A 16,879-nucleotide genomic window follows, 5' to 3' on the forward strand; every position below is an offset into this window, starting at 1 on the left:
TCAGGACTGCTGGCGCGTCCAGGCGTCCTGCTGGTCCTGCTTGACGATGTCGACGAAGTGCGCCGGCAGCAGGTTCCTGAAAGCCCCACCATCCGCCTCCACCACCTCGACCATTTTCGCCACCATTTCCTCGGGATCGTATTGCTCGAAGGGGAACTTCAGCCCGGAGTGATCGGTGAAGTGTTTCTGCGGGTCGTACCAGCTTTTCCAGGTTTCCATCATTCGGTCGTTGAAGCCGGTGGAATACGGCCCGGGGTTGATGGTCGCGACCTGGATGCCGAACTCCGCCAGCTCCATGTGCAGGGCCTCGGCGATGGACTCCAGGGCATGCTTGGAGGCGCAATAGGCGCCGGTGAAGGGCCCGGTGAGCAGGCCGGCGATCGACGACACGAAGACGATCTTGCCCTTGCGCCGCTCGACCATCTGCCGCACGAAGCCCTGGGTCAGCTCCAGGTTGGCGAACACGTTGGTCTCGAACTGGGAACGCAGGATATCCACCGGGATTTCCGCTATGGCGCCGGTCTCGGCGTCGCCGGCGTTGTTCAGCAGCACGTCGATGTCCCACTGCCAGGCATGGGCCCGGTCGCGGGCCGAGGTGATGTCGAGCTTCTCCACCCGCAGCTTGAGGTCCAGGCTGGCTGCGAGTTCGCGCAGTTCGGTGACCTGCGGGGTGATCTGCACCCCGGCGATCACTTCATGGCCGTTGGCTGCCAGGCGCAGCGCCACCGCACGGCCAAAGCCCGAACCGGCGCCGGTGACCAGAATACGTTTTTTGCTCATCTTGGGTTCTCCAGGAGAATGTCGGGGGCCAGGGCTCAGAGGCAAGCCCGGGCGATGATGTCGTCTTCAACCGCGGTGCCACCGGAGACGCCGATGGCGCCCAGGCAGCGCCCCGCCTGATCGACGATGGGCAGGCCACCGGCAAAGCTGGTCAAGCCGCCGTTGCTCTGCTCGATCGACCACAACGACTGCCCCGGCCCGGACAAGGCACCGAGTTCGGCGCTGGCGGTCCGGAACAGCGCCGAAGTCCGGGCCTTGCGCTGGGCCAGGTCGATCGCCCCCGGCACGGCGTCGTCCATGCGCACGAACGCCAGCAGATTGCTGCCCGAATCGACGATGGCGATGCACACCGACAGCTGCATCTGCAGGGCTTTGGCGATGCCTTTGTCGAGCATCTGCCGGGCGGGTTTGAGGGTGACGGGCCAGTGCATGGCAGGACTCCTTTGCGGTTGAAAAGAGTCTATGAAGCTCGTAGCTTTAAGAGAATCCACATTCTCCCTACAAGACTATTAAGTATTCCTAACAATGAGCCGACGCGATCCACTGGCCGGGCTGCACCTCTTCATGGCGGTGGTCGAGACCGGCAACTTCACCCGCGCCGCCGCCGTGCTGGGCGTGACCCCGGCGGCCGTGAGCCTGGCCATCAACCAACTGGAAAGCGAACTGCAGACCAAACTGTTCCATCGCACTACCCGCGGCGTCAGCCTGACGGAAAGCGGCCAGCGTTTTCACCAAGGCAGTGAAGCCGGCTACCGCAGCCTGCTGCAGGCCAGGGAGGAGCTGGGGGAAACCCAGGGCGAGCCCTCAGGGCATCTGCGCATCAGTGCCTTGCACATGGCCAAGCACCTGATCGTCGCCCCGCTGCTCGAGGACTTCTTCCAGCGCTACCCCAGGGTCACCCTGGAAATACGCTACGAAGATCAGTTGGTGGACATCGTCAAGGAACAGCTCGACGCCGGCATCCGCCTGGCCGACGCCCTGCACCCGGGCATGCACGCGGTGCAGATCACCCCGCCGCTGCAATGCGCCCTGGTGGCCAGCCCGCAGTACCTGGCGCGCCACCCGGCGCCGCGCAGCATCGACGAGCTGCACCAGCATTCCTGTGTGCGCTTTCGTTTTCCCAGCAGCGGGCAGATGCACAAATGGCAGCTGCACGACGGCCAGCACGAGGTGAAGCTGGATGTGCCCGGGCGCTTCATCAGCACCGACACTCAGGCGGTGATCGAGGCCGCCCGCGCCGGCGTGGGCATTGCCCATGTGTTCATTCGCGAACGGATCGCCGCCGACCTCGACAGCGGCCAACTGGTGGAAGTCCTGCCCGGCACCTGCCAGCCGCTGCCGGCCATGTGGCTGTACTACGCCAACCGCCGGCACGTCCCGCCCAAGCTGCGCGCCCTGATCGAGGTGCTGCGGGACTGGAAGCAGTCCCTCGGGCGCGACAACCGCTAAAACGGCGCAGAGGCTCAGGCCCGCGCCTGGACGCTCGGCACCAGCATGCGCACCAGGGAGTCGGCCGTGCTGCGCAAGCGCTCCGGCTCCTGGTAGATGCGTTCCATCACCGCCAGCCCGCGGGTGAAGGTGACCATGACCTGCGCCGCTTCATCCGGCGCCAGGACCAGATCGCCCCGGATTCGCTCGGCCGACAGCGCGCTGCTGATGGTCAGTTGCAGAGCGTCCAGCAGCTCGCGCAAGCGTTGCTGGATGCGCGGGCCGATCGCATCGGCTTCGGTGGCCGTCTTGGTGGTCAGGCAGCCTTTGGCCGGCGTGCCGCTGGTCATGTTGCTGATCGCCACCTGGAAAAACCGCCGTAGCGCGGTCTCGGCGTCCGCAGCCTCGAGGGCCTTGGCGGCGTTGCCCAAAAAGCGCGTGGCGTAGGCTTCGAACGCCAGCAGGAACAACGCTTCCTTGCCGCCGTAGGCATGGTACAGCGAGCCGCGCTGGACCTCGGCCGCCTCGGCCAGGTCGGCCATGGAGGTGGACTGCCAGCCCTTGCGCCAGAACACTTCAAGGACCGCCGACAACACTTTTTCTTCGTCAAACTGCCTGACACCCGCCATAAAAATCACTGCTCACATAATTGTTGACAACGCTGTCAAAGATACCAACACTGCGATCTTTGACAGCCTTGTCAATCATAGCCGATAGGCGCTGTCCGGTAAGCATGCTTGATGTACTGGTCCACGACTTTCGTTCCGCGCCACGGAAGGAAGTCGGCTTCACCTGCGCAGTCACACCCGGTAACAGCGGTCGTGGGCGCGAGCGGTTTTCTCTTTTTACGTCAGGAAAAAGGAGTCTTCGAAATGGTTTCGAACAGTCGTATCCAGTATGGCTACATCAACGTCATCGAGCCCTCCGAGCACAAGGGCGAGCTCACCCGCGACAAGGTCGAGCGCTTCACCGAGGGCTTCAGCAAACCGGCCCTGCTGCGCAAACTCGCGCCCATCGGCGAGGAATTCTCGCAACGGGCGTTCTTCGATCAGGTCGGCTCGGGGAAAAACCTGCAATGGCGGGTCAAGTCCGGCGACCAGCCGGTGTCGATGCGCGACGAGAACGGCGCCTCGGACTACAACTACGTCACCGGCCGCGTCGGCACCGGGCAGGAATTCCTCGACGACATCTTCACCCACCACCTCGACGTCTACTCGCACCTGGGCACCATTTCCTCGAGCTACAACGACCCCTACGAGTGGGGCAAGGACGCCTTCAACCTGGTCAAGCAGCACGTCTTCAGCAAACCCTGGTTCAACATCGACGCCTGGAAAGTCACCGGCCACATGTTCCTCGGCTACAGCACCCAGGAATACGGCGAGCCGGCCCGCGGCGCGGTGGGCAGCGACTGGCACATTTTCCCGACCCTGAATATTTTCGTGATGATTGCCGGCACCAAGAAGTGGAGCACCCGCCCACCGCAGCTGGGCGACCAGTTCCGCGACTACGACCTGATGTTCGAAACCAGCAGCGGCCGCGAAGCGCCAGGCGGCGACTACGAGGCCGACACCGTCTACGTCGAGCCGGGCGACGTGCTGATCAACCCGCCCTTCGAATGGCACAAGGTGCTCAATGCCCGTGGCCTGAGCATCGGCGCGGCGTTCCGGGTGATCGACATCGACTACCTGGACAAGCTGGAGAACCGCCGCAACCTGGACCTCTCCAAGGTCGCCCATGACAACGGCCACTTTGCTGAGACCGAGGAGCTGGCGCACTTCCTCACCAGCGTCAACTACGCCTCGCGCCACATCAACCGGGCGCAGATGCTGCTCAACGACATCGAGTACGCCTACCTGCGCAAGCGCGGCAACGCTGGCTCGGTGAAGATCGGCCACCGCTAGCCCCCAGGCGCCGCAGCGAGGACCCGCTCATGACGCTTACCGTCAGTCCCGAACAGCGCTGGGCCGGCATTCTGTGCGGCCTCGCCGCGGCCTTGATCTGGGGCGCGTTCCCGGTGGTCACCCGGCTGGGGCTGACCCGCACGCCGCTGGATGCCTACGACATCACCTGCATCCGCTACAGCGTCTCCGGGCTGATCCTGCTGCCGTACCTGCTCCGCCATGGCCGCCGGGGCCTGAGCTGGACAAGCATCGGCCTGATGGTCATCGGCATCGGCGCGCCGTACATGCTGGTGGTGGCCCAGGGGCTGGCCCTGGCCCCGGTGGAGCTGTTCGCGGTGGTGACTCCCGGCAGCATGATCCTGTTGTCGATCCTGATCAGCGCACGGCTGTTCGGCACCCGCCTCGGCGCCCGGGCGAACGCCGGCACCGCACTGATCATCGGCGGCGTGCTGCTGGCCGGCTGGCACAGTTTCGCCGGGGCCCAGGCCTCGCCCTACGCCTACCTGATGTTCCTGCTCGGCGGCCTGCTGTGGGCGATCTACACCCTGGTGTCGAAATGGTCCGGCAGCGCCGCGCTGCACGCCACGGCGATCGTCTCGGTGTGCTCGATGGTCCTGTACCTGCCGGTCTACCTGGCCAGCCGCGGGCTGCGGATCCTCCAGGCGCCGCTCTGGGATATCGGCATCCAGGTGGTCTACCAGGGCCTGCTGGTGTCGACGGTGGCGTTGTTCTTCTACAGCCGCTCGGTCCAGCTGCTCGGCGCTTCGCTCGGCTCCACCTTCGCCGCGCTGGTGCCGGGCACGGCCATGGTGCTGGCCGCCCTGTTGCTCGGCGAGCAAGCGGACAGCAGCGCCATCGCCGGCTTGCTGGCGGTGACCGCCGGCATGCTCCTGACCCTGCTGCCGCAACGCCCGCGCCCGCTGCCGGACGCCATCGGCCAGCCGACACCCCGGCCACCAGGACCCACGCCATGAACGAGCTACATGAGCGGACAGCGGCCACTGTCCACAACCAAGGAAAACCAAGCATGAGCAGCGCACCCCTGACCCTCTACGAACTGGCCGGCGCCGACCCGGACCTGCGCTTCAGCCCGCACTGCTGGAAGACCCGCATGGCCCTGGCCCACAAGGGGCTGCAAAGCCAGCGCATCGCCTGGCGTTTCAGCGACAAGGCGCGTATCGACTTCTCCAGGCAGGGCGCGGTCCCGGTGCTGGTGGATGGCGACCAGAGCATCAGCGACTCCTGGCGCATCGCCCTGCACCTGGAACAGCGTTACCCCGAGCGCCCGTCCCTGTTCGGTGGCCGCGAGGCCGTCGCGCTGTCGGCTTTCGTCAACCGCTGGGCCGACAGCATGCTGCTGCCCGCCGTGGCCCGGGTGATCCTGCTGGATGTCTACGCACAACTGGCCGCCGAGGACCGGGCCTATTTCCGCGGCTCCCGCGAAGCGCACTTCGGCACCTCGCTGGAACAGCTGGTGGCCCCCCGGGCCCAGCATCTGGAACAGCTGCGCCAGGTCCTGACCCCGCTTCGCCAGACCCTCAAGGGCCAGCCCTTCCTGGCCGGCGAAGCCCCGGCCTACGCCGACTATTGTGTGTTCGGCATGTTCATGTGGGCGCGCTGCACCAGCAGCGAGGAACTGCTGGCCCCCAACGACGCCCTGCATGCCTGGCGCGAACGCCTGCTGGACGCCTTTGGCGGGCTGGCGCGCGCGGCCACCCTGGCCACCCCCCTCGAGACTGGAGCACGCCATGTCCAATGATCCCGCCCTGCACGACTTCGCCGTCCGTTCCTCGGACAAGATCCGCTACGCCGACACCGACCGCCAGGGCCATGTGAACAACGCGGTGTTCGCCACCTTCCTGGAAACCGGGCGGGTGGAGATCATCTACGACCCGCATGCGCCGCTTGCCGAGCCGGGCAGCGAATTTGTCATCGCGCGCCTGGAGCTCGACCTGCGCGCCGAACTGCGCTGGCCCGGCACGGTGCAGATCGGCACCCGGGTCGCGACCCTCAGCAAAAGCTCGATGACCCTGGAGCAGGCGCTGTTCCAGGACGGGCGCTGCGCGGCCCTGGCCAGCACCGTGATCGTGCAGATCGACGCCCAGAGCCGGCGCTCGAAACCCTTTGGCGAAACGGCGCGGCGCCGCTTGAGCGCCCTGACCACGGCCGCGGAGTCGTTCGCGGAAAAATAGGCGGAGGACGCCATGTCGACGCTCCAGCAACTGTTCTCGGCCCTGCCGTTTTTCCAGCTGGCGGTAATCATCGTCGCCAGCCAGCTGTGCGGCGCGCTGCTGGCCCGCTGGGGGCAGTCGCGGGTGATCGGCGAAATCTGCGTGGGCATCCTGCTCGGTCCCTGCCTGCTGCTGGCCCTCGGCGCGCAGTGGCATGCCGCGGTCTTTCCGGCGGCCATCCGCCTGGGCATCGAGACCCTGGGCAATATCGGCCTGGTCCTGCTGATGTTCCAGATCGGCCTGCGCTTCGACAGCAATCACCTGAGCAGCCACAAGATCGGCTTCAGCGCCCTCTCGGTGGCCGCCGGCGGGGTGATCCTGGCCTTCGCCCTCGGGGCCATGGTCGGGCTGCTCTCCCACAGCGCCCTGGCGCCCGCCCAACCCCGGCTCGGCTATGTGCTGTTCTGCGGCATCGCGTTGTCGATCACCGCCCTGCCGGTGCTGGTGCGAATCATCAGCGACCTGGGGCTGGAACACTCGCTGGCCGGAACCTTGGGCATCGCGGCCGCCGCCATCACCGACATCATTGGCTGGGTGCTGCTGACGATCATCGTCGCCCTGTCCAGCAGCGACAGCTCGCTGTTCGGGGTGCTGCGCCAACTGAGCTTCATCGTCCTGTTCCTCGCCCTCGCCCGCTGGGGCTTGCGCCCGCTGCTGCACACCTTGTTTACCCGGCTGCCCGCGACCCGCAGCGCGGCCCCCGCCGCGGATATGAGCATGGCGCTGATGCTGGCGACCGCCCTGCTGTGTGGCTGGATCACCACCCTGATCGGCCTGCACAGCGCCCTGGGCGGGCTGATCGCAGGCTGGCTGCTGCGCGAGCGGCGCCAGCACTGGCACCGCCATATGGAAGGCTTCGTCAACATCGCTCTGGTGCCCTTCTACTTCGCCGCCACCGGGCTGAAGATGGACCTCGGCGCCCTGGCGCCGCTCGACAGCTGGCTGTGGCTGCTGGCCTTCTTCGCCGCCGCGGTGCTGGGCAAAACCGCCGGCTGCTACCTCGCCGGACGCCTGGCCGGCCTGTCCGTGGAGGTCTCGCGCAGCGTCGCGATATTGATGAACACCCGTGGCCTGATCGAGATCATCGTGCTCTCCGTGGGCCTGGACATGGGGCTGATCTCCCAGAGCGCGTTCTTCCTGCTGTTGATGGTGGCCATCGCCACCACCCTGATGACCACCCCGCTGCTCCGGCGCCTGGCCAGGATCGAGGCCGTTCCATCCGCCCTGGCGAAAGGCGAGTTGCAGACTTCCGATCGCTAACCATCGGCCGACCGGGGAGACCGGGAAAACCCTCCGGCTACACTCGCAGGTTGTGCCTTGCCTGCGCCCGAAAGCCAGGCCTGGTAATGGACTTCCCTCGCCAACCACAGGAGGTGCGGCGGCCATGGCCTTCACCGAAATCGACTACGAAACCCAGGGACCGATCAGGATCATCCGCTTCAACCGGCCGCAGAAACGCAATTGCATCGGCCCCACCACCCACCTGGAACTGATCGAGGCCTGGAGCCGTTTTCGCGACGATCCGCACGCCCTCGTGGCCATCATCACCGGCGCCGGCGACCAGGCCTTCTGTGCCGGCGGCGACCTCAAGGCGGCACTCGACCTGGTGCCCACCACCCCGGACGAGATCGCCGCGCACAATCGCGGCGAGCGCCCCGGGATCATCGGCCCGAGCCGCTGGACGGATATCTATAAACCGGTGATCGCCGCGGTGAATGGCCTGGCCTACGCCGGCGGCCTGGAGTGGGCCTGCTTCGCCGATATGCGCATCGCCGAGGAACACGCCACCTTCGGCGTGACCTGCCGCCGCTGGAATATCGGCCTGGGCGATGGCGGCACCCAGCGCCTGCCACGCATCGTCGGCATGGGCCGGGCGCTGGAGTTGATCCTCACCGGCAAGGTGATCTGCGCCAGCGAGGCGCTGGCTATCGGCCTGGTCAACGAGGTCGTCGCCAAGGGCCGCTCGCTGGAGCGCGCGCTGGAACTGGCCCGCCTGCTCTGCAGCCTGCCCCAGCCCGCCATGCGCTCGGACAAGGAAGCAGTCATCCGCGGCTACGGCCAGCCCCTGGCCGAGGGCCTGCGCATCGAAGCCGAGTGTTTCAACCGCTCCATCCATCAGCCGGAAACCCAGGAAGGACTGCGCCGCTTCTGCGAACGCGACCATCCGGACTTGCGCGGCGATGTGCCGTCCCAGACGCCGGGGTTGCTCAAGGATTGAGGGCCATAGCGTCACCGGTGCGGCTCACGCATCGGCTGCAAACAGCGCAAATAAATACGGCTTCACAGGTGCAACCAAGGGCAGCTCCATGACGCTGTACGGCCAAGCCTTTGACCAGGAGTTCTGGGAAAAAACGCTATCTATAAGGCTATGTCCCAATAGCGTGTCGCATGGTGCACCCGACTGCCTCCTGGATGCAGTGATCCGGTCGAATACCCTGCTGATAACGTTCCAGCATGCGGCGCCAGCCCAGGTAATTTGGGTCAAAAGAGCCTGTTCCACAGGCGCTTGACCGCACTCGGCTGTTCCGCCCGCTCGCCGGTCGATTGAGGTGCCGAGGGCCGTGGGGAAGGCGGCGCAGCGGATGGGCGCGGCGCTTGGCCAGTGCGTTTGCGCTGCTCATGCCGGTCCCGGAGTGCGAGCAGTTCGGGGCTGTCCGGACGGGCTTCCAGGCCATGCTTGATATAGGCCCGCGCCAGGTCTTTATCGCCCTTGGCATACGCGCTTTCGCTCATCTCGGCGTAGAGCAGCGCCACCTGGTTCAACCCGGACAGCGCCTGGGCGTTACTCGGCTCCAGGTCGAGTATCTGCCGGTAATAGAACACCGCGCTGTCATCCTCGGGCTCCAGCAGGTGTTCTTCGGCGATGCGCTGCTCGGCCAGTTGCCGGTAGCCGGCGATCCGCGCCGCGGCAACCCGTTGCAGTCCTTGCCGGGCCTGCGCGCTGGCTTCGTCGAGCTGCAAGGCCTGGTTGAAGAAATACTCGGCATTGTCCTGCGCCGGCTCGAACAGCTGGCCCGTCGCCAGGCGCTGTTCGCCACGAGCCAGCAGCTCGGCGATCTCGATCCGCTGCTGCAGGTACAGGCCAGTGCCGCTGGCAGCGCCGAGCAGCAGCAGGCTGCCGAGTGCCCACAGCGCCAGACGCCTGTTCGGGCTGCGCCGGCGGGCGGGCTCAGGCTCGGCCTCGGCCTGGGGCGGCGCAGGATCGATCAGGGCCGGCACGAAGCGGGTAGATTCCAGCTCCACCTCGCTGGGCTCGTCCGGTTCGTCCGGTTGCTCTGGCTGGTCCAGCTCATCGAGTGCCTGCAGCAGCGCCCGGCAGTCGGCGAAGCGCTGGTTGGGGTCCTTCGCCAGCATCCGCTCGAGCAGCGCCTTGTACGGGCTGATGTGCGCCGGCAAGCTCGGCGCCGGCATCTGCACGTGGTTCATCACGGTCTGGGTATAGCTGGCACCGCGGAACGGATTGGTGCCGATGAGCATCTCCAGGAAGATCACGCCCAGGCTGTAGATGTCGGTGCGGATATCCAGCGGCTGGCACTGCGTCTGTTCCGGGCTGCTGTAGGCCGGGCTGCCGACCGCGATGCCGAGCCCGGTGAGCTCGCTGTCCATCTCCAGCGCCTTGGCGATGCCGAAATCGGTGATCACCACCGTGCCGTCGCTGCGGAAGAGGATGTTCGCCGGCTTGATATCACGGTGGATCAGGCCCTGCTCATGCACCACGGCGAGGCCGGTGGCGATCTGCCGGACGATATCCAGGGCACGCGTCGGCTCGAACACCTCGCCCTTGTGCCGGGCCAGGTCGCCGCCGCCGACAAACTCCATGGCCAGGTAGTAGCGGCCATCGGCCAGTCTGTTGATGTCGTGGATGGTGATGATCGAGGGGTGGTGCAACGAGGCGACGATATGCCCCTCGCGGATGAAACGCTTGCTGAACGCCTCGTCATTGGCGTTGAGCAGTACCTTCACCGCCACCTTGCGGTGCAGCGACTCCTGGGTTGCCAGGTAGACTTCGGCCATCCCGCCTTGGCCAAGCCGGCTATGCACGCTGTAGCCGGGTATCTCGGGTAATCGTTCGTCCATGAAAGAATCCGTGAGCAGCCACTGATTGGGGGATCGCCGATACTGTCGGGCCGGATGTCACCCGTCGGATCGGGTCTCTAATTAATATTAATAAGAGCGGGGAACTTTTCCGATAGTTCCCGGCTCGCCGTCTACCGCCGTCCTGGCGTTTTGCGCTGCGCCTGGCTGGGGACGATCCTTCTGGCGGTGAGCAATGCCACAAGCTTAGCGGAGCAGGCGCCGACGCCAACCCCGGGCGCCGGGTCGAGTGCGCAATGCCGGCATATGAGCCTATCCTGGGGCGCTGCAAACGACCGCCGGCGGTCGTTCAGCAGCGCTTCGTCGCCCAACGGAGGTGAGCCACATGTCACGAATGGTTTCGCTCCTGGCATTGCTCGGCGCCTTGTACCTGGCGCTCTGCGTCGCGGCGTGGGCGTTGCAGCGTTCGCTCATCTACTTCCCCCAGCCCCGCGCCATCGCCAGCCCCGCCACGCTGCTCAGGCTGCCGGTCACCGACGCCGAGGTGCTGGTTTCCGTGAGGCCCCACGACGGCCCGAAGGCGTTGCTCTACTTCGGTGGCAACGCCGAGGACGTGTCCCTCAACCTGCCGGAATTTACCCGGGCCTTTCCCGAGCATGCGCTCTACCTGCTGCACTACCGAGGCTATGGCGGCAGTTCCGGATCGCCCTCCGAGGCGGCCATCACGCGCGATGCCATGGCCTTGTTCGACAAGGTGCAAGCCGCCCACCCGCATATCGTGGTGGTCGGGCGCAGCCTCGGCGCGGCTGTCGCCGTGCGCCTGGCCAGCCAGCGTCCGGCATCGCGCCTGGTGCTGATCACGCCGTTCCACAGCCTGCAGGAGTTCGCCGCCAGCCGGTTTCCCTATCTTCCGGTGAGGTGGCTGCTGCAGGACAAGTTCGAATCCTGGAAATACGCACCGCGCATCGCCGTGCCGACTTTGCTGATCGCCGCCGAACACGACGAAGTCATCCCGCGTTCGAGCACCGAGACGCTCTATGCGCACTTCGCCCCCGGCGTGGCCAGGCTCGAGGTCGTCCCGGGCGCGGGGCACAATTCGATAGCCGCGAGCCCAGGGTTCCTGGAACTGCTCCGCAGCGGGCTGTGAGCGCGCCGGCCTTCCGGCAAGGCGCCGGCTCAGGACCGCTCCTCGTCCAGCGCCTTGTCCGACGCGATCGGCGGCTCGATGCCCCAGTCGCCGTGCAGGTACCAGTCGTCGCCGAGCATCTCGGCCGGGTGCATGGTGCGGTCCGCGCCATTGCCGCAGGCCAGGGCATTGGCCGCGCAGTAGCGGTCGCAGCCCCAGCAGATGCGTTCGGGGTGCTTGGGGCTGATGGGAAAGTGCTTGGCCATGGCGTTCCCCGGGTGCGGGTGCAGGTGAGAGTGGGAATGGCTCCCAGACTACGACGCCCACAGGGAAATGCCCTTGATCGGGGTCAAGAATGACAGGCCCGGGGCGCTCGTCTTGGCACCCCGGGCCACCTGTTACGCCGTGACCGCCGGCGCGTAGCGCACCGCCAGCTTGCGCAAGGCGACGTAGAACACCGGGGTCAGGAACAGCCCGAACAGGGTCACCCCGAGCATGCCGGAGAACACCGCGACGCCGGTGGCGCGGCGAATCTCGCTGCCCGCGCCGCTGCCGATCAGCAACGGCACGGAGCCGGCGATAAACGCCACCGAGGTCATGACGATCGGCCGCAGGCGCAAGCGGCAGGCCTCCAGCGCCGCCTCGATGATGCCCTTGCCCTGCAGCTCCAGCTCCCGGGCGAACTCGACGATCAGGATCGCGTTCTTGCAGGCCAGGCCCATCAGCACCACTAGCCCCACCTGGACGAAGACGTTGTTGTCGCCGCCGCTGAGCCACACCCCCGACAAGGCCGCGAGCATGCACACCGGCACGATCAGGATCACCGCCAGGGGCAGCGTCCAGCTCTCGTACAGGGCGGCGAGGACCAGGAACACCAGCATCACCGCCAGCGGGAACACCACCGCCGCGGCATGGCTTTGGGTGACCTGCTGGTAGCTCAGGTCGGTCCACTCCAGAGTGATGCCGCGGGGCAATACCCGGGCGGCGATCTCTTCCAGCTTGGCGATCACCTGGCCCGACGACAGCTGCTTGGGATCGGAGTCGCCGATCAGGTCGGCCGCCGGGTAGCCGTTGTAGCGCACCACCGGGTCGGGGCCGTAGCTGGGCGTCACGGTGATCATCGCGCCGAGCGGCACCATCTCGCCCCGGTCGTTGCGCACCCGCAGGCTGGTGATGTCCTCGGCGGTCTGCCGGTAGGAGCTGTCGGCCTGGGCCATGACCCGGTAGACCCGGCCGAACAGGTTGAAGTCATTGACGTAGACCGAGCCCAGGTAGGTCTGCAAGGTATTGAACACATCGCTCAAGGACACCCCTTGCGCCTTGACCTTGACCCGGTCCACCTGCACCTCCAGCTGCGGGATGTTGGCCTGGTAGGAGCTGACCGGGTAAGTCATGCCCGGGGTCTGCGCCACCGCGGCCTGGAAGGCGCTCAAGGCATTCTGCAAGGCGCCGTAACCCAGGCCCGCGCGGTCTTCCAGGTACAGCGAATAGCCCGAGCCGTTGCCCAGACCCTGGATCGGCGGCGGCAACAGCGCATAGGCAAAACCTTCGTGGACCTGGGACAGCTTGGCGTTGAGTTCGGCATTGATCTCCACCGCGCCGCGCTGACGCTGGTCGAACGGCTTGAGGATCACGTAGGCGGCCATGACATTCGGCGTGTTGACCGATTGCAAGGCATTCAGGCCGCTGAAGGCCGGCACGGTCTCCACGCCCTCCACCGAGAGTGCCGTCTCGATCAGCTCGCTGGTCACCGCATCGGTGCGGGCCAGGGACGCGCCTTCCGGCAGCTTGGCGCCGGCGAACAGGTAGAGTTTGTCCTGGGTCGGGATAAACCCGCCCGGCACCAGGTTGAACAGCCAGGCCGTGCCGATCAGCAGCAAGGCGTAGAGGAAGAACACCGAGCCGCGCCGCCCCAGGGAGTAGGACACCAGGCCGTGATAACCGTCGGAGCGGCGTTTGAACATCCGATTGAAGGCGCGGAAAAAGCCCCCGAACACCTTCTGGATGCCCCGCTCCAGCCAGTCCTGCGGCGCGCCGTGGGGCCTGAACAGCTTGGCCGCCAGGGCCGGCGACAGGGTCAGGGAATTGATCGCCGAGATCACCGTGGAAATCGCGATGGTCACCGCGAACTGCTTGTAGAACTGGCCGGTGACGCCGGAAAGAAAGGCCATGGGAATGAACACCGCGCAGAGCACCAGGGCGATGGCGATGATCGGCCCGGACACCTCCTTCATCGCCCGGTGCGCGGCCTCCCGCGGGTCATAGCCCTTCTCGATGAAACGCTCGACGTTTTCCACCACCACAATCGCGTCGTCGACCACGATGCCGATGGCCAGCACCAGCCCGAACAGGGTCAGGGTGTTGATCGAATACCCCAGCAAATACAGCCAGGCGAAGGTGCCGATCACCGACACCGGCACCGCGATCAGCGGGATGATCGAGGCGCGCCAGGTCTGCAGGAACAGGATCACCACCAGCACCACCAGCACCACCGCTTCCATCAGGGTGTGCTGCACCGCGCTGATGGATTCCCGGACGAACACCGTCGGGTCCCACACCGCCTTGTAGGCCACGCCTTCGGGGAAACGCTGGGACAACTCGTCAAGCTTGCCGTAGACCGCCTCGGCGACCTGCAAGGCGTTGGCCCCCGGCGAGAGGAAAATCCCCACCGTCGCCTGGTTGCGGTCGTCCAGGCGCGCGCGCAGGGTATAGTCGCCCGCGCCGAGCTCGACCCGCGCCACGTCCGACAGCTTCACCAACTGCCCGTCCGCCCCGCTCTTGAGGACGATATCGGCAAACTCCTGCTCGCTGCGCAAGCGCCCGCGCACGCTGATCGACACCAGGAAGTCGGCGCCCTGGGGCGAAGGCTCGGCGCCCAGCTGGCCGGCCGAGACCTGCACGTTCTGCTCGCGGATCGCGTTCACCACGTCGGCCGCGGTCAGTCCCCGGGCGGACAGGCTGTTGGGGTCCATCCAGATGCGCATCGCGTAGTCGCCCGAACCATAGACTCCGACATCACCGATCCCGGACAACCGCGACAGCTCGTCCTTGACGTGCAGGGTCAGGTAATTGCGCAGGTACAGCGAGTCGTAGCTGTTGTCCGGGGACAGCAGGCTGACGTACATCAGCGGCGTCGGCGATTGCTTCTGGGTGGTCACGCCATACTGCCGCACCTCTTCCGGCAGCCGCGACAACGCCTGGCTCACGCGGTTCTGCACGCGCACCGCGGCGGTGTCCGGATCGACGCCGGGGACGAACGTGATGCTCAGCGCCAGGCTACCGTTGGAGCCGGTGACCGACTTCATGTACATGATCCCTTCGACGCCGTTGATCGCCTCTTCCAGAGGCACGGCGACCGACTCGGCGATCTCCTTGGGGTTCGCCCCCGGGTAGGTGGCGCGCACCACCACGCTGGTCGGCACCACCTCGGGGTATTCCCCCGACGGCAGCACCGGGATGGCGATCAGACCGAGGGCGAAAATGATGATCGACAGGACGATGGCGAAGATCGGTCGGTCGATGAAAAACTTGGAAAAATCCATGGCTGCTCTTCCTTAATTCGCCAAGGGTGTCTGGGGCGCGGCGGCCGCGGCCTGCTGCGGCGGCGCGGCGATGTCCCTGGGCTCCACCGCCATGCCCGGGTAGAAGATCTTCTGCGCTCCGTTCAGCACCACCCGGTCGCCGGCGGCCAGCCCGGCGCTGATCACCCGCAGGCCATCGAGCTGGCGGCCGAGGGTCACGTCCTTGCGCAGGGCCTGGTTTTGCGGGCCGATGACGTACACGTATTTGCGGTCCTGGTCGGTTTGCACCGCGCGGTCGTCGATCAGCACGGCGCGGGTCTCGCTGCCGCCTTCAAGACGCACCCGGGCGAACAGGCCCGCGGTCAGCCGACGCTCGGGGTTGGGCAGCACCGCGCGCACACGGATGGTGCCGGTGGCCGGGTCGACCTGGTTATCCAGGAAGTCCACGGTGCCGGTCAGGGGGAAGGTCCCGACATCGTTGGCCAGGCCGACCCGCACGGTATTGCTCACCCCCGGGCGCTGGCCCTTGCCCAGCAGCTCGGTGTAGCGCAGCAGGCTCTGCTCGTCGGCGTCGAAATAGACGTACATCGGGTCCTGGGAAACGATGCTGGTCAGCACGCTCTGGTCGGCCTGGGCCAGGTTGCCGAGGGTCAGCATGGCCCGGCCGACACGCCCGGAAAACGGCGCGCGGACCTGGGTGAAGTCGAGGTTGAGCTGGGCCGTGGCCACCTCGGCGACGGCCGCGTTCACGTCCGCCACGCCCTGGGCCAGGGAGGCGCTGCGAATGTCGCCCTCCTCCCGCGACAGCGCCGACTGCTTGACCAGGGCCTGGCCGCGGCGGTCCTGCTCGGTGGCCAGGCGCACCGTGGCGCGGGCCCGGGCCAGCCGGGCCTGGGCGCTGGCCAGCGCCTCGCGGTAAGGGCGCGGATCGATGACGAACAGGGTCTGGCCCTTTTCCACCTCGTCGCCCTCGCGAAACGCCACCCGGTCGACATAACCGCTGACCCGTGGCCGCAGGTCGACCGCGTCGATCGCGCTGATACGGCCATTGAACAGGTCCCACTCACGCACCGCCTGCACGCTCACGGTCGTCACCTCGACCACCGGCGCCGCGGCGGCGACCGGCTCGCCCTTTTCGTTACAGCCGCCCAGCGCCAAGAGGAGGCACAACGCGCCCAATCGATGGGTTGAAGAACAGCCTCGACCGACTACTCGGCGAATTCGATTCATGAACGTGGACTCCCGCTGCACCAGAGGTATTGATTTATAGGCAGACGGAATATAAAAGTTAAAGTTAACTTTAAGTAAAGCCCCTTCGGAGGCCCCATGAAAAAGCCCAGCGAACCGCTGCTGACCATCACCGAAGTGGCCCGACGCAGTGGCGTCATGGCTTCGGCACTGCGTTTCTACGAGACCCGCGGGTTGCTCCACTCGATCCGCGTGGGCAGCGGCCACCGCCGCTACCCGCGCTCGATCCTCAGGCGGGTCGCCTATATCGTGTTCGCCCAGCGCATCGGTTTCTCGCTGGATGAAATCATCCAGCAACTGACCGGCCTGCCCATCAACACCGCCCCGGCGGGCGCGGACTGGCGGCGCCTGACCGCCACCTGGAAAACCCGGGTGCAGCAACGCATCGCCGAACTCGAACGGCTGAACATGAGCCTGGAGGAATGCATAGGTTGCGGCTGCATGTCGATGGAACACTGCCAGCTCAACAACCCCGAGGACATCTACTCGCGCAACGGCTGCGGCGCCCGGCGCTGGCTGGGGGACCAGAAAATCGCGATCCCCGGCGAGCCGCAGGCCGATTGATCGAGGGGGTCGCCTGCCCTCCCCGGCGGCGACCGTTCGATCCGC

The 16,879-nt window shown here is 66.4% G+C and carries 16 protein-coding genes and 1 pseudogene; 9 read left to right on the plus strand and 8 right to left on the minus strand.

Going from position 1 to position 16,879, the window contains the following annotated elements; translation table 11 throughout:
• Both CXQ81_RS19515 and CXQ81_RS19520 read right to left on the minus strand, forming a co-directional pair.
• Complete coding sequence (locus CXQ81_RS19515) at nt 1-780, minus strand: SDR family oxidoreductase (protein ID WP_101338247.1); 780 nt, start codon at nt 778-780, stop codon at nt 1-3.
• A gap of 35 nt (nt 781-815) precedes the next feature.
• Nucleotides 816-1,211 carry a heme-binding protein gene (locus CXQ81_RS19520; RefSeq protein WP_101338248.1) on the minus strand — a complete coding sequence of 132 codons (396 nt, stop codon included), beginning with the start codon at nt 1,209-1,211 and terminating at the stop codon, nt 816-818.
• Nucleotides 1,212-1,305: 94 nt separating this feature from the next.
• Between CXQ81_RS19520 and CXQ81_RS19525 the strand changes: the two genes are divergently transcribed.
• A complete protein-coding gene (locus CXQ81_RS19525; RefSeq protein ID WP_101338249.1) occupies nt 1,306-2,229 on the plus strand; it encodes a LysR family transcriptional regulator in 924 nt (307 codons plus the stop codon).
• Nucleotides 2,230-2,243: 14 nt separating this feature from the next.
• On the opposite strand, the gene CXQ81_RS19530 is transcribed toward CXQ81_RS19525, so the two are convergent.
• Nucleotides 2,244-2,804 carry a TetR/AcrR family transcriptional regulator gene (locus tag CXQ81_RS19530; protein WP_256593487.1) on the minus strand — a complete coding sequence of 187 codons (561 nt, stop codon included), beginning with the start codon at nt 2,802-2,804 and terminating at the stop codon, nt 2,244-2,246.
• Between the two features lie 276 nt (nt 2,805-3,080).
• On the opposite strand from CXQ81_RS19530, the gene CXQ81_RS19535 reads away from it, so the two are divergent.
• From CXQ81_RS19535 to CXQ81_RS19560, 6 genes are all read left to right on the plus strand, one after another.
• Nucleotides 3,081-4,109, plus strand: coding sequence for a hypothetical protein (locus tag CXQ81_RS19535; protein ID WP_007923607.1), 1,029 nt, complete (start codon nt 3,081-3,083; stop codon nt 4,107-4,109).
• A 29-nt stretch (nt 4,110-4,138) separates the two neighbouring features.
• Entirely contained in the window at nt 4,139-5,083 is a 945-nt protein-coding gene (locus CXQ81_RS19540; RefSeq protein WP_101338251.1) for a DMT family transporter, read from the plus strand.
• The gene (locus tag CXQ81_RS19545) at nt 5,080-5,868 is read left to right on the plus strand and encodes a glutathione S-transferase family protein (protein ID WP_101338252.1); all 789 of its coding nucleotides are present in this window, start codon (nt 5,080-5,082) and stop codon (nt 5,866-5,868) included. Before CXQ81_RS19540 ends, CXQ81_RS19545 begins: the two co-directional genes overlap by 4 nt.
• Nucleotides 5,858-6,301 carry a thioesterase family protein gene (locus CXQ81_RS19550; protein WP_101338253.1) on the plus strand — a complete coding sequence of 148 codons (444 nt, stop codon included), beginning with the start codon at nt 5,858-5,860 and terminating at the stop codon, nt 6,299-6,301. The genes CXQ81_RS19545 and CXQ81_RS19550 overlap by 11 nt, the downstream gene beginning before the upstream one ends.
• 12 nt (nt 6,302-6,313) lie before the next feature.
• Nucleotides 6,314-7,600: a cation:proton antiporter gene (locus CXQ81_RS19555; RefSeq protein ID WP_101338254.1), complete on the plus strand. Its 1,287-nt coding sequence runs from the start codon at nt 6,314-6,316 to the stop codon at nt 7,598-7,600.
• Nucleotides 7,601-7,724: 124 nt separating this feature from the next.
• On the plus strand, nt 7,725-8,558 hold the full coding sequence (locus tag CXQ81_RS19560) for an enoyl-CoA hydratase/isomerase family protein (RefSeq protein WP_101338255.1): 834 nt from the start codon (nt 7,725-7,727) through the stop codon (nt 8,556-8,558).
• Nucleotides 8,559-8,706: 148 nt separating this feature from the next.
• Here the strand turns inward: CXQ81_RS19560 and CXQ81_RS31540 are convergent.
• Together CXQ81_RS31540 and CXQ81_RS19565 are read right to left on the minus strand one after the other, a co-directional pair.
• A pseudogene (locus tag CXQ81_RS31540) lies at nt 8,707-8,817 on the minus strand (IS1595 family transposase); the annotation flags it as partial.
• A 4-nt stretch (nt 8,818-8,821) separates the two neighbouring features.
• On the minus strand, nt 8,822-10,417 hold the full coding sequence (locus tag CXQ81_RS19565; RefSeq protein ID WP_101338256.1) for a serine/threonine-protein kinase: 1,596 nt from the start codon (nt 10,415-10,417) through the stop codon (nt 8,822-8,824).
• A 343-nt stretch (nt 10,418-10,760) separates the two neighbouring features.
• On the opposite strand from CXQ81_RS19565, the gene CXQ81_RS19570 reads away from it, so the two are divergent.
• Nucleotides 10,761-11,522, plus strand: coding sequence for an alpha/beta hydrolase (locus tag CXQ81_RS19570; RefSeq protein WP_101338257.1), 762 nt, complete (start codon nt 10,761-10,763; stop codon nt 11,520-11,522).
• Between the two features lie 29 nt (nt 11,523-11,551).
• Here the strand turns inward: CXQ81_RS19570 and CXQ81_RS19575 are convergent, their stop codons facing one another.
• From CXQ81_RS19575 to CXQ81_RS19585, 3 genes are all read right to left on the minus strand, one after another.
• Nucleotides 11,552-11,767: a DUF3079 domain-containing protein gene (locus CXQ81_RS19575; protein WP_101338258.1), complete on the minus strand. Its 216-nt coding sequence runs from the start codon at nt 11,765-11,767 to the stop codon at nt 11,552-11,554.
• 132 nt (nt 11,768-11,899) lie between these two features.
• On the minus strand, nt 11,900-15,043 hold the full coding sequence (locus CXQ81_RS19580; RefSeq protein ID WP_007923598.1) for an efflux RND transporter permease subunit: 3,144 nt from the start codon (nt 15,041-15,043) through the stop codon (nt 11,900-11,902).
• A gap of 12 nt (nt 15,044-15,055) precedes the next feature.
• Nucleotides 15,056-16,252 (minus strand): efflux RND transporter periplasmic adaptor subunit, encoded by a 1,197-nt coding sequence (locus tag CXQ81_RS19585; protein ID WP_101338259.1) that lies wholly within the window; start codon nt 16,250-16,252, stop codon nt 15,056-15,058.
• A 96-nt stretch (nt 16,253-16,348) separates the two neighbouring features.
• On the opposite strand from CXQ81_RS19585, the gene soxR reads away from it, so the two are divergent.
• On the plus strand, nt 16,349-16,834 hold the full coding sequence (soxR, locus tag CXQ81_RS19590; RefSeq protein ID WP_007923596.1) for a redox-sensitive transcriptional activator SoxR: 486 nt from the start codon (nt 16,349-16,351) through the stop codon (nt 16,832-16,834).
• The last annotated feature ends 45 nt before the right edge of the window (nt 16,835-16,879 follow it).

Source organism: Pseudomonas sp. 09C 129 (assembly GCF_002843625.1).
GTDB classification, from domain to species: Bacteria; Pseudomonadota; Gammaproteobacteria; order Pseudomonadales; family Pseudomonadaceae; genus Aquipseudomonas; species Aquipseudomonas chlororaphis.